Source organism: Mycolicibacterium setense, from assembly GCF_000805385.1.
Classification (GTDB): Bacteria; Actinomycetota; Actinomycetes; order Mycobacteriales; family Mycobacteriaceae; genus Mycobacterium; species Mycobacterium setense.
The window spans coordinates 794,534-807,196 of the sequence record NZ_JTJW01000008.1 but is presented as its reverse complement, the minus strand read 5'-3'; the positions used below and the strand labels follow the sequence as shown (position 1 = coordinate 807,196).

The following is a 12,663-nucleotide window of genomic DNA, read 5'->3' as shown; positions in this document are numbered from 1 at the left end:
GTGCGTGTAAACCCTTACATCGGGCCGCTGCTGGACAACGTGACCACGCTGCTCAATCAGCCGGTTTCGACGCCAGCGGAGTTGGAGGACCGCTGGACTGCCCGAGGAATGCCTGCTCAACGTCGCGCCACCACCGAAGATCTGCGCGATGTTCGCGAATTTCTCCGCGCCTGGGAGGGCGTCGTCGACGCGGCGACCGAACATGAACGCGTCGACGTACTCAACGACCTGTTGGCACGGTTCACCGCCAGCCCGTCGATCACCGACCATGACGGCAGCGGTTGGCACCTGCATTACCGCGACCCTGACGCCGGCTTCGCCGCAACGCTGGCCGGTGCGACCACCGCTGCGGCCGCCCAGTACCTCACCGACCGCGGAATGCACCGCATCCGTCGGTGCGCGGCGATGCAATGTACCCGCGCGTTCGTGGATTTCAGCCGACCCGGCAGTCAGCGATATTGCTGCCATCGCTGCGCGAATCGCGATGCGGTACGGCGGCATCGGATGCGAGTTCGCTGAGGTATCACACTCGTCAGTGGCGTCGCGATCAGGTGTCGGCCTGCTCAATTTAAATCAGTCGCTTGACTGACTGTGTTTGACCGGGTTGAGTGCGAAGCGCCGCGAGGATGCGGCTGACGAGGAAGGGGCTTGCGGCTTAAATGAGCGATGAACTGGCGGGAAAAGTCACCGTTGTCACCGGCGGGGCGTCCGGTCTTGGTGAAGGGCTGGTGCGCCGGTTCGCCGCCGAGGGCGCCAAGGTGATGATCGGCGACGTCGACGAGGACCGTGGTAAGGCACTGGCCGATGAGCTGGGGGAGCGTGCCCGGTTCCTGGTTACCGACGTCGGCGATGTCGAGCAGGTGGGGCGCTTGGTATCGACGGCCGTGGACACCTTCGGCGGCCTGGACGTCATGGTCAACAACGCCGGGGTGTCGGGCAGGATGCACCGTCGCTTCCTCGACGACGATCTCGCCGACTTCCACAAGGTGATGGGCGTCAACGTGCTCGGCGTCATGGCCGGGACGCGTGATGCCGCGCGGTACATGGCCGAGCACGGTGGGGGTTCGATCCTCAACCTCACGTCGATCGGTGGGATCCAGGCCGGCGGCGGGGTGATGACCTATCGCGCGTCCAAGGCCGCGGTCATCCAGTTCACCAAGTCGGCGGCGATCGAGCTGGCCCACTACGAGATCCGGGTGAATGCCATCGCGCCGGGCAATATCCGCACGGCGATCGTGGCCAAATCGGCCGCGCCCGAGGAGCGTGAGCGCATCGAAGAGTTCGAGGCAGGCATCCGGGCCCAGATGCGTAACGACCGTCCGCTCAAGCGGGAAGGCACGGTCGAGGACGTGGCCGAGGCGGCGGTGTACTTCGCCACCGACCGTTCCCGCTACGTGACCGGGACCGTCCTGCCGATCGACGGCGGCACCGTCGCGGGCAAGGTCATCGTCCGGAAGGCCAAATAGCCGGCGCGGGCCTCTGACCCGGGTGTCCGGGACGTCTGGTCCATTTAAATCAACTGCTTGACTTAATTACAGGAGGCGCGTTGACTGTAACGGTGACAGCAGCAGCCAACCGGACCGCGCGGGCCGACCGGGCCAGCAGCACCCAGGAGGCGATCCTCAAGGCGGCCGAACGGCTCTACGCCGAACACGGCGTGTTCGCAGTGTCCAACCGTCAGGTGAGCGAGGCCGCGGGGCAGGGCAACAATGCCGCGGTCGGCTACCACTTCGGCACCAAGACCGATCTGGTCCGCGCCATCGAACACAAACACCGCGGACCGATCGAGTGTCTGCGCGAGCAGATGGTGGCCGATACCGGCGACTCGGCCGGCCTGCGCGAGTGGGTCGCGTGCCTGGTGCAGCCGCTCACCGATCACCTTGCCGCCCTCGGCAATCCGACCTGGTATGCCCGGTTCGCCGCTCAGGTGATGACCGACCCGGCCTACCACAACATCGTTGTCCGCGACGCGTTGAGTTCGGAGTCACTGGTGCAGGTCATCGAGGGGATGAACAACTGCCTGCCCGAACTGCCCGACGAGGTCCGTGCCGAACGCAACATCATGGCGCGCAACCTGTTGATGCACAGCTGCGCCGATCGGGAACGGGCGATGGCCCAGGGCGGCAACGTGCCCCGGGCCTCCTGGCAGGGCGCGGCATCGGGTCTGATCGACGCGATCGTCGGCCTGTGGATGGCGCCGGTTACCCACGAAAGCGACCTCACATGAAAGTCACTGTCGATCAGGACAAGTGCGTCTCGTCGGGGCAGTGCGTACTGAACGCCAGTGAGGTGTTCGACCAGCGCGACGAAGACGGCGTCGTCGTCCTGCTCGAGCCGACACCCGCTCCGGACCAGACCGACAACGCTCGCCGCGCCGCGGCGGCCTGCCCAGCCCTAGCCATTGAGATCCAAGACTGACCTGAGGAATGACGTGTCCGAAACCGTGACCGAAGTTGCCATCCCCGAGTACCCCATGGAGCGCGATGCGCGGTGCCCGTTCGCGCCGCCGCCGCCCATGCTGGGTAACCCCAAAGGCCTGTTCCGCGTGAAGATCTGGAACGGCAGCACCCCGTGGCTGATCACCGGCCACGAGGAAGCCCGCGCGCTTTTCTCCGACTCGCGGATCAGTGTGGACGACCGGATCGCGGGCTTCCCGCACTGGAACGAGCACATGCTCTCCACAGTCGACAAGCGGCCGCGCTCAGTTTTCACCTCGGATGCCGAGGAGCACACCCGGTTTCGCCGCATGCTGTCCAAGCCGTTCACCTTCCGTCGCGTCGAGGGATTGCGCTCGGCCATCCAGAAGATCACCGACGAGTGCATCGACGGAGTCCTTGCCGGCCCGCAGCCCGCCGACCTCGTCGCCAAGCTGGCTCTGCCGGTGCCCACCGTGGTGATCAGCGAGATGCTCGGTGTCCCATACGAAGATCACGAGTTCTTCCAGGAGCACGCCAACGCCGGCCTGGCTCGCTACGCCGCGGCGGACGCCATGCAGAAGGGCGCGATGAGCCTGCACCAGTACCTGATCAATCTCGTGGAGGAGAAGCAGGCCAATCCGTCCGAGGACGCGGTGTCCGATCTGGCCGAGCGGGTGACCGCCGGCGAGATCAGCGTCAAGGAGGCCGCCCAGCTGGGCACCGGCCTGCTGATCGCCGGGCACGAGACGACCGCGAACATGATCGGCATCGGCATCCTGGCGCTCCTGGAGAACCCCGAGCAGGCCGACTTCCTGCGCAACGCCGAGGATCCGAAGGTGATCGCCAACGCGGTCGAGGAGCTGATGCGGTATCTGTCGATCATCCAGACCGGCCAGCGCCGGGTGGCACTGGAGGATATCGAGATCAGCGGCGAGACGATCCGCGCGGGTGACGGCGTGATCATCGACCTGGCCCCGGCCAACTGGGACGCCAAGGCCTACCCGGAGCCCGACAAGCTCGACCTCAGCCGCGACGCCTCCCAGCAACTGGGCTTCGGCTACGGCCGCCACCAGTGTGTCGGTCAGCAGCTGGCGCGGGCCGAACTGCAGATCGTGTTCCACACCCTGCTGCGCCGGATTCCGACCCTGCGCCTGGCCATTCCGCTCGACGAGGTGCCCTTCAAGCACGACCGCCTCGCCTACGGCGTCTACGAACTTCCCGTTGCCTGGTAGTTGCCGATCAGCCGGCCCTCAGCCCCTACAGCCCGATTGGAGTACGACAAATGACTGCTTCGACGACCCTCTATCCACCGGAAGGCTTTGGCGCACCGAAGAATCGGCGCGGCCACGCGGCAGAGGGCGGTCTGCCCGGGCTTCCTGAAGGGACCACCGTCTTCTCGGCCGACAACCACATCTCGGTGGCCGACGACATCTTCTACGAGCGCTTCCCCGATGACCTCAAGGGTGCCGCTCCGCGCATCTGGTACGAGGACGGCGCCTACATGGTGGGGATGAAGGGCAAAGCCTGGACCGGAGGCGATTTCGGCCGCGTGTTGATGCAGTACGACGATCTCGCCGGTGCCGCATCGAACAACATCGCTGCCCGGATCCGCGAGCTCAAAGAGGACGGCATCGACAAGGAGCTCGCGTTCCCCAACGCGGTTCTGGCTCTGTTCCACTACCCCGACAAGGCGATCCGTGAGCGGGTCTTCCGGATCTACAACGAGGTGATGGCCGAACTGCAGGAGAACAGCGACGGCCACTTCTACGGGGTGGGGCTGATCAACTGGTGGGACCCAGCCGGCACCCGCAGCAGCCTTGAGCAGCTGAAGTCGCTGGGCCTCAAGACGTTCCTGCTGCCGCTGAACCCCGGTAAGGACGACGAGGGCAATATCTACGACTACGGCAGCACGGCCATGGATGCGGTCTGGGACGAGATCGAGGCGTCGGGAATTCCGGTCAGCCACCACATCGGCGAGACGCCGCCAAAGACGCCGTGCGAGAACAACAGCGTCGTGGTCGGCATGATGGTCAACGTCGATTCATTCCGCGAGCAGTTCGCCAAGTACGTCTTCTCCGGGATCCTCGATCGGCATCCGAAGCTCAAGATCGGTTGGTTCGAGGGCGGAATCGCCTGGGTGCCCACCGCGTTGCAGGATGCCGAGCACATGCTGGCCTCCTACCGGCACATGTTCAACCACGAGCTGCAGCACGATGTGCGGCATTACTGGGACAAGCACATGGCTGCCTCGTTCATGGTGGATCCGCTCGGGCTGCGGCTGATCGACGAGATCGGTGTCGACAACGTGATGTGGTCCAGCGATTATCCGCACAACGAGAGCACCTTCGGATACTCGGAGAAGTCGCTGGCCACCGTCGTCGAGGCGGTCGGCCCGGAGAACGCGACCAAGATCGTGTCGACCAACATCCAGAAGTTCCTGGGGTTGGCATGAGCGCAGCTTGCAAGCGCATCGTGGATCTGAGCGCAGCGTGCAAGCGAATCGTGGATCTGACTTGCGAGGCAACCGCATGAGCACTGCGACGCGAACGGGCGTGACACAGATCGCCCGAACCGGATACACCCCGCTGGAGATTCCCGACGAACCCGACCTCGCCCGGATGCGTCGTGAGGTCGGTGCGCGTCTGCGTGCCGCGATGGTCGAGCAGGGAGTGGACGCGCTGGTGCTGCTCGGCAACGGCAGCGTCATGTACGCCACCGGCATCGCCTGGCCGCTGGCCGACGCGGGTTTGTCGCATGTCGAGCGGCCGATCGCGGTGGTGCTGGCCGATGACGAACATCCGCACCTGTTCCTGCCGTTCCGTGAGGGCGTGGCCATGGAGTCGGGCCTGCCCGCCGACCATCTGCACGGCCCGGTCTATCTCGAATTCGACGAAGGTGTCGCACAATTCGCCAAGACCCTGTCCGGCTTGGTACCCGCGGGTGCGACGATCGCCACCGACGAGTTGACCGGAGCGATGCGCCGGGCGGGCAGTGCACTGTTCCCCAGCGCCCCGGTGGACGCCGCGCCGGTGGTCGGTGCGGCGAAACTCGTCAAGACTCCCGACCAGATCGCGTGTGTCCGGCGGGCCTGCCAGATCACCGAGCAGGCCATTGCCGAGATCCACAAATCGGTCGTGCCCGGTGTGCGGCAGATCGATCTGTCCGCCGAATTCGTGCGCCGTACTTTCGAACTCGGTGCCACGACCAACATGTTCGACTCGATCTGGCAGGCCATGCCCGCCTCGAGAGCCGAAGGCGCCTGGACCACCACCGGCGATCTCGCGCTTCCCCTGCTGACCACCGAGCGCGAGTTGCAGCGGGGCGATGTGCTGTGGACCGACGTGTCGATCGCCTATCACGGCTACTGCTCTGACCATGGACGCACGTGGATCGTCGGTGAGGATCCGACCGCCGCCCAGCAGGAGCAGTTCGACAAGTGGAGCGCGATCGTCGACGCGGTGCTGTCGGTGACCAAGGCCGGTGCCACCTGTGGTGACCTCGGCCGTGCGGCGACGGCCGCCGCGGGCGGGCAGAAGCCGTGGCTGCCGCACTTTTACCTGGGACACGGGATCGGTACGAGCGCAGCTGAAATGCCGATGATCGGAACAGATCTCGGACAAGAGTGGGATGACAACTTCGTCTTCCCGGACGGCATGCTGCTGGTCTTCGAACCGGTGGTGTGGCAGGACGGCACCGGAGGCTACCGCGGTGAGGAGATCGTTGTGGTGACCGAGGGCGGCTGGATGCCGCTGACCGAATATCCGTACGACCCCTACGAGGTGTCCAGTGGGAACTGAAATCGAGGCCGATGGCCGCGCCCTGCGCACCAGCCGTCGGGAGCGCGCCCTCGCACAGATGGAGGTCCACGACCTCGATGTGCTGGTGCTCGGTCGGCAGGCCAACGTCCGCTACATCTCCGGCGCCCCGCAGTTGTGGGTGGTGGGTACCCGACCGTTCGGGCCGATCTGCACCTTTGTCCGGGCCACCGGTGAGATACACCTGAACAGCACCTGGGACGAGGGGATACCGGAGGAGATTCCGCACGAGAATCTCTACGGTCTGGCGTGGAACCCGATGACCCTGATGAGTGTGTTACAGGACATCAAGGGTGCCGAAACCGCACGCCGCGTCGGAACCGATGCCCTGACACCGACGTTCGCCAAGCTGCTGCCGATGGCATTCCCGAACGCGGAGCTGGTCGACGGCGAGCAGGCAATGCGTGCGGCCCGCCGGGTCAAGACGCCCGAGGAGATCCTGGCACTGCGGCGCGCGCTGGCCGTCGCCGAGGAAGGCCTGGCCAAGGGCATGGCCGAGCTGGTCGCCGGGACCACCGAGAAGCGCCTTGCCGGTGCGGTGTTGGAGGCCGAGGCGGCTGGTGGGGTGAGCACCCCGGCCACGCAGGACGCCGCATGGGTGACATCGAAGGACCATCCGTGGCGGCGTGCCGAAGGCGACGGCCGGGTGCGCGAGGGCGACCTGGTGGCGCTGTCGGCGGGAGTGCTCGCCGATGGTTACGTCGCCGAGGTTGCGCGCACCGCGTGCGTCGGCGAAGCGTCGGATGCGGTTCGATCGTTGTACCGGCGCCGGGATGACCTGTGGGACAGGCTGGTTGACACCTGCCGACCGGGCACGCCGACCAGTGCTCTGCTGGACGCGTACGAGCAGGCAGGCGAAGCGTTGCCGGCGATGCCGGTGGCGCACGGCCTCGGTCTGGGATTCGACCCGCCGGTGGTGACGCCAAGCCTGCGGGAGACCACCGAGGCGGACCTCCTCGAAGAGGGCATGGTGCTCGCAATCACCAGCTACGTATGGGAGCCGGGCGTCGGTGCGGTGTTCACCCGCGATGCCGTTGTCGTCGGTGCCAACGGCCCAGAGGTACTGACCCAGGCCCCGTCAGACAGCGAGGCGGCACATGCCTGAGCAGCCCGCCGCCGCAGAGCGGCCCACACCTGAAGAGATCATCCTCTACGAGAAGGATCCCAAGACCAAGATCGCGACCATCACGTTCAATCGGCCGGAGTTTCTCAATGCCCCGACGTCGATGGCCCGGCTGCGCTACGCCGACGTACTGCGCGCGGCCAACGCGGACAACGACGTGAAGGTCGTCATCATCCGCGGTGTCGGCGACAACCTCGGCAGCGGGGCCGATCTGCCGGAGTTCATGGAGGGCAACGACAATCCGGCGGTGCGATTGGCCGAACTGCGACTGGAGGACGACGGTGTGGGTGAGGTCACCTACCCGCCGAAGGGCACATTCCGCAACGGCGCCACCATCAGCTCCTGGTACGCCAACTCCCAGGCCGGCAACCGTGCGTTGCAGGATTTCAAGAAGATCAGCATCGTCGAGGCGAAGGGGTATTGCTACGGCTGGCACTTCTATCAGTGCGCGGATGCCGATCTGGTGATCTCGTCGGACGATGCCCTGTTCGGTCACCCGTCCTTCCGGTACCACGGATGGGGCCCGCGCATGTGGACGTGGGTACAGATGATGGGACTGCGCAAGTTCCAGGAGATGGTGTTCACCGGCCGGCCGTTCACCGCCGCCGAGATGTACGACTGCAATTTCCTGAACAAGGTGGTGCCACGCGACCAGCTTGAGGCCGAGGTGGCCAAGTACGCCATGGCGTGTACGCGAAACCGCCCGGTGGACACGGTCTTTCAGCAGAAGATGTTCTTCGAGATCTTCAAACAGCAGCAGGGTGAGTACATGGGCAGCCTGCTGAGCGCATTCTTCGAATCGATGGGCAACGGCGTGGCCAACGACAGCGATGCCGACCTGGACATGTTCGAATCGATCGATTCCGGGCTGTCGGCCGCCGTCAACGACAACGACAGCAGATTCCCGCCAGACTTCCGGCTGTCCAAGAAGAACCGGGCCAAACCCGAATAGCGGGAAGATTTCGAGTGATGGCCTGCCGGAACGCCATTTCGGCGAGAGAGCGGATATGACTGCACCACTTGACGGGTACACCGTGGTCGACCTGTCGTCGGGCATCGCCGGCGCATACGCCACGAAGATTCTCGCCGACGGCGGCGCCGACGTGATCAAAGTCGAAGCACCCGAGGGCGATCCGCTGCGCCGCTGGTCGGCGTCGGGCGCCCAGATCGGTCCGCAGGAGGACGGTGCACTGTTTGCCTTCCTGGCCGGCGGCAAACGCAGTGTGGTCGCCCAACCTGGTGACGCGCAGCTGATCGAGCGATTGCTGGCCGCAGCTGATGCGGTGATCTGGTCTCCGGAATCGGCCGTGGCCCAATCGATTGCGCCGGAGGACCTGTTCCGCCGGTATCCGCATCTGATCGTCACGACCATCACCCCTTTCGGGCTGGACGGCCCGTGGAGTGATCGGGCGGCCACCGAGTTCACCCTGCAGGCGTGGTCGGGTGGTGCCATCGGAATTGGCCGGGGCGTGCAGGACCGGGCGCCGGTATCCATCGGCGGCCAGGTCGGTGAGTGGCTGGCCGGCGCGTTCGCCGCGGCGATGACACTGGCGTTCCGGGTGAGGGCGCTGCGCGACGGGCATGGCGAGTTGATCGACCTTTCCCAGCTCGAGTCCCAGATCCTGGGCCTGACGTATTACCCGGTGACGTACTTCGAAATGCTTGAACGGCCATGGCGCACCGAGCGCAAGCCGACCGTGCCCGGCGTCGCTCAGGCCGCCGACGGTCTGGTGGCACTCGGATGCGGTACGGCTCAACAGTGGTGGGATTTGTGCGCGATGTCCGGGCATGACGACTGGATCGACGAGACCTCGGAGCTCACCATCACCGAGCAGGCAAATCTGCACGCCGAGGAGTTGTACGCGTGGCTGCGCGAGCAGAAAGTGGACGACGTTCGCGAGTTGGCGTCGGCGTTCCGGATCCCGAATTCGCCCGTCGGCAACGGCGAGAATGTCACCGCCATGGATCATTTCCTGCAGCGTCAGGCATTCGTGCGCAATCCTCGGGACGGATTCACCCAGCCGGCCCTGCCGTACCGGTTGTCCGGTGTCGGCCTGCGCGAGCCATCGCCGGCTCCGCGCCTCGGGGAGCACACCGAGGAGATCCGTGCGACCCGGTTGACCCCCCGCGACGCCCCATCCGGCCGACCGAAGGGGGACCGGCTGCCGTTCAGCGGTCTGCGGGTGCTCGACATGACGACGTTCTGGGCGGGGCCGTCATGCACGCACCCACTCGGGATGCTCGGCGCCGAGGTGATCCACCTGGAGTCGACTCCCCGGCCGGACGGCACCCGGTTGATCGCCGGGATTCCGGCCACCGTCGAACAGTGGTGGGAGCGCTCGCCGATCTTCAGCGCGCTCAACACCAACAAGAAGAGCCTGACGCTGGACTTCCAGACCGAACAGGGCCGGGATCTGCTGCGCCGCCTCATCGCCACCTGTGACGTGGTGGTCGAGAACTTCACTCCCAGGGTGATCGAACAGATCGGACTCGACTTCGACTCACTGCGCGCGCTCCGCGAGGACATCATCATGGTCCGCATGCCGGGCTTCGGACTGGACGGGCCGTGGCGAGACAACCCGGCATTCGCCTACATCATCGAAGACGCCTCCGGGCTCAGCTGGCTCACCGGATATCCGGATCGCGCCCCCTTCGAACCGTATTCGATCGGTGACCCCAACGCGGGCGTGCATGCGTTGTCCGGATTGCTGTTGGCGCTGGAACACCGACGCCGGACCGGGCGGGGTGTGCTGGTCGAGGCGGCGATGGTCGACGCGGCGCTCAACATCGCCGCCGAGCAGGTCATCGAGTTCTCGGCATACGGTGCCCTGCTGCAGCGCGACGGCAATCGGGGCCCGGCGGCAGCACCGCAGAACATCTACCAGAGCGCCGAGATCGACGAATTCGGCCGTGCCGACAGTTGGGTGGCGATCGCGGTCAGCACCGATGCCCAATGGGTCGCACTACGAGGGGCGATCGGACAGCCTGAATGGGCCATGGACCCGCGCCTGGACACCGCCGAGGGGCGGAGGGCACACCACGACCTGATCGACGCGCAGCTGGCGGCCTGGTGCCGTTCGCGCGGTGGCGACGAGATCGTCGAAACACTTTGGCCTGCTGGTATTCCGGTGGCCAAGGTGATGCAACCGCACCGGCAGTTGGAACTGCCACAGGTGCGGTTCCGCCGGTTCTTCGAACATGTCGGTCACCCGGTGAACATGGCCGCAGCCCACAGCACCCTGCCCGTATCGCTGGCCAACGGCCCGAGGGAATTGCACCGGCGGGCGGCACCGCTGCTCGGGGAGCACAATCACGAACTGCTCGCCGAGCTGGGTCTGTCCGACGATGAGATCGACGAACTGGTCGAGGACGGCGTGATCGGCAACCAACCCGGCGTGGGTGGTCGCCGGAAGGCGGCTCGCTGAACTCTCGGGTCGGTATCGTCTCCGGTCAGCGAGCGTTGCATCTAGCCTCAACAACCATGGCTATCAATCCTTCTGACGTTCTGCTCACCGGACAGGTGGCTGTTGTCACCGGCGGCGGCACCGGCATCGGCCGGGGTATCGCCGCCGGCCTAGCGGCTTTCGGTGCCTCGGTGGCGATCTGGGAGCGCAACGCCGACAACTGTGCGGAAGCCGCCGAATCCATCGGTGGCCTCGGCATCGTCACCGATGTGCGCGACAGCGAGCAGGTGGATGCGGCGTTGGCGCAGACCGCCGCCGAGTTGGGGCCCGTGCGCATCCTGGTCAACAACGCAGGTGGCGTGTTCTCCTCGCCGCTGCTGGAGACAAGCGAGAACGGTTGGGACGCGCTGTACAAGAGCAATCTGCGCCACGTGCTGCTGTGCACGCAGCGGGTGGCGCGTCGGCTCGTTGCCGATGAATTGCCCGGCAGCATCATCAATCTCACGTCGATCGAGGGAGTGCGCGCCGCACCCGGCTACGCCGCATATGCGGCTGCGAAAGCGGGCGTCATCAACTACACCCAGACCGCGTCGTTCGAACTCGCGCAGCACAACATCAGGGTCAACGCGATCGCGCCCGACCTGACCGTCACCGAGGGCCTCTTGGCCCTCTCGCCGGACGGCCTGCCACCGGGGATCGCGAATGGTATCCCGATGGGGCGCGCCGGCCACGTCGACGAGATCGCAGGGACAGCAGTCTTTCTGGCCTCCGGCCTGTCCGGCTACATCACTGGACAGACCATTCACGTCGATGGTGGCACCCGGGCTGCGGGCGGCTGGTACCGCCACCCGCAGACCGGAGCCGCGACGCTCGGTCCGGGTCAGTGATCCGGATCTACTTGAGGCAGCTTCCCGCGTCGACCGGCAGCGTCACGCCGGTGATGTAGCGGGCCTCGTCGGAGGCCAGGAACAGCACGGCGTTGCTGATGTCCACGGCCTCGACCCAGGGGATGGGCAGGGTGTGGAAGAGCTGACAGATCGGCGCCATGTCGTCGGGACCCGGGTTCTCCAGGTCAGGTCGGAACATCTTGAACGTGCCGTCGTTGTGCAGCATCGGGGTCGCGACGTGCGTGGGATGCACGGTGTTGCACCGGATGTTGTGCTGTCCCAGCTCGACTGCGAATCCACGCATGAGGCCGACGACGCCGTGCTTGGCGGCGACGTAATTACCGCAATGCGGATAGGCCTTGAGACCGCCGACGGAGCTGGTCAGGATGATCGAGCCGCCGTTGCCGCCCTTGATCAAATGCGGCACACCGGCTTTGACCGACTTCCAGACGCCTGACAAGTTGATGTCGATCATCTCGTCCCAGTCCAGCTGACTGGTCTCGTGCAGGACATCACCGCCGTTGCCGATGCCGGCGTTGGCCACGATGATGTCGAGGCGACCGAGCTGCTCGACGCCGCTGTCCACAGCGGCCCTGATGGCATCGGCATCGCGCACGTCGACCTCGGCCGTCACGACGCGACGGTTGAGCCCCTTGATCAAGTTCGCGGTCTCGGCGAGGTCATCAGAGGTGGACGCGGGGATGGCGGTCTCCACGCCGGGTCGGATCGGTCCGCAGATGTCGATCGCGATGATGTCGGCGCCCTCTTGTGCCAGCCGTACTGCGTGGCTACGTCCCTGGCCGCGGGCCGCGCCGGTGACGAACGCGACCTTGCCTTCCACCCGTCCAGTCATTGATTGTCCCCAGTTCTTTGTTCGTGTGTGCTGCGTATTCGGCGAAATTCTGTGCAGCTGCTCAGCACTCTGTCACCGGGCCGCCCATCGTGTCAACGACAGATACGTTTCAGACAGTTTGTACTCTCTGCTTAGAAGAATGCAGTTCTCCAACGCCCATTGCC

General features: G+C 65.6%; 12 protein-coding genes. 11 read left to right on the top strand and 1 reads right to left on the bottom strand.

Annotation, left to right across the window (positions count from 1 at the left end; genetic code table 11):
* The 11 genes from QQ25_RS22110 to QQ25_RS22060 all read left to right on the top strand — a co-directional run bounded on the left by QQ25_RS22110 (position 1) and on the right by QQ25_RS22060 (position 11,646).
* Positions 1-519 (top strand): CGNR zinc finger domain-containing protein, encoded by a 519-nt coding sequence (locus tag QQ25_RS22110; RefSeq protein ID WP_039380972.1) that lies wholly within the window; start codon positions 1-3, stop codon positions 517-519.
* Positions 520-659: 140 nt separating this feature from the next.
* Positions 660-1,466: an SDR family NAD(P)-dependent oxidoreductase gene (locus QQ25_RS22105; protein ID WP_039380971.1), complete on the top strand. Its 807-nt coding sequence runs from the start codon at positions 660-662 to the stop codon at positions 1,464-1,466.
* Positions 1,467-1,558: 92 nt separating this feature from the next.
* A complete protein-coding gene (locus QQ25_RS22100) occupies positions 1,559-2,227 on the top strand; it encodes a TetR/AcrR family transcriptional regulator (protein ID WP_234706160.1) in 669 nt (222 codons plus the stop codon).
* On the top strand, positions 2,224-2,418 hold the full coding sequence (locus QQ25_RS22095) for a ferredoxin (protein ID WP_039322778.1): 195 nt from the start codon (positions 2,224-2,226) through the stop codon (positions 2,416-2,418). Before QQ25_RS22100 ends, QQ25_RS22095 begins: the two co-directional genes overlap by 4 nt.
* 55 nt (positions 2,419-2,473) lie before the next feature.
* A complete protein-coding gene (locus QQ25_RS22090) occupies positions 2,474-3,649 on the top strand; it encodes a cytochrome P450 (RefSeq protein ID WP_276015263.1) in 1,176 nt (391 codons plus the stop codon).
* A 50-nt stretch (positions 3,650-3,699) separates the two neighbouring features.
* Positions 3,700-4,869, top strand: a complete 1,170-nt coding sequence (locus QQ25_RS22085; protein WP_039322773.1) for an amidohydrolase family protein — start codon at positions 3,700-3,702, stop codon at positions 4,867-4,869.
* Between the two features lie 76 nt (positions 4,870-4,945).
* Positions 4,946-6,214 (top strand): M24 family metallopeptidase, encoded by a 1,269-nt coding sequence (locus QQ25_RS22080; protein ID WP_039380969.1) that lies wholly within the window; start codon positions 4,946-4,948, stop codon positions 6,212-6,214.
* Complete coding sequence (locus QQ25_RS22075) at positions 6,204-7,337, top strand: M24 family metallopeptidase (protein WP_039380967.1); 1,134 nt, start codon at positions 6,204-6,206, stop codon at positions 7,335-7,337. Before QQ25_RS22080 ends, QQ25_RS22075 begins: the two co-directional genes overlap by 11 nt.
* The gene (locus QQ25_RS22070) at positions 7,330-8,307 is read left to right on the top strand and encodes an enoyl-CoA hydratase/isomerase family protein (protein WP_039380966.1); all 978 of its coding nucleotides are present in this window, start codon (positions 7,330-7,332) and stop codon (positions 8,305-8,307) included. The genes QQ25_RS22075 and QQ25_RS22070 overlap by 8 nt, the downstream gene beginning before the upstream one ends.
* A 55-nt stretch (positions 8,308-8,362) precedes the next feature.
* Positions 8,363-10,780: a CaiB/BaiF CoA transferase family protein gene (locus tag QQ25_RS22065; RefSeq protein WP_039380964.1), complete on the top strand. Its 2,418-nt coding sequence runs from the start codon at positions 8,363-8,365 to the stop codon at positions 10,778-10,780.
* Positions 10,781-10,836: 56 nt separating this feature from the next.
* The gene (locus tag QQ25_RS22060) at positions 10,837-11,646 is read left to right on the top strand and encodes an SDR family NAD(P)-dependent oxidoreductase (protein ID WP_039322760.1); all 810 of its coding nucleotides are present in this window, start codon (positions 10,837-10,839) and stop codon (positions 11,644-11,646) included.
* 7 nt (positions 11,647-11,653) lie between these two features.
* Here the strand turns inward: QQ25_RS22060 and QQ25_RS22055 are convergent, their stop codons facing one another.
* On the bottom strand, positions 11,654-12,499 hold the full coding sequence (locus QQ25_RS22055; protein ID WP_039322757.1) for a mycofactocin-coupled SDR family oxidoreductase: 846 nt from the start codon (positions 12,497-12,499) through the stop codon (positions 11,654-11,656).
* Positions 12,500-12,663: the final 164 nt, after the last annotated feature.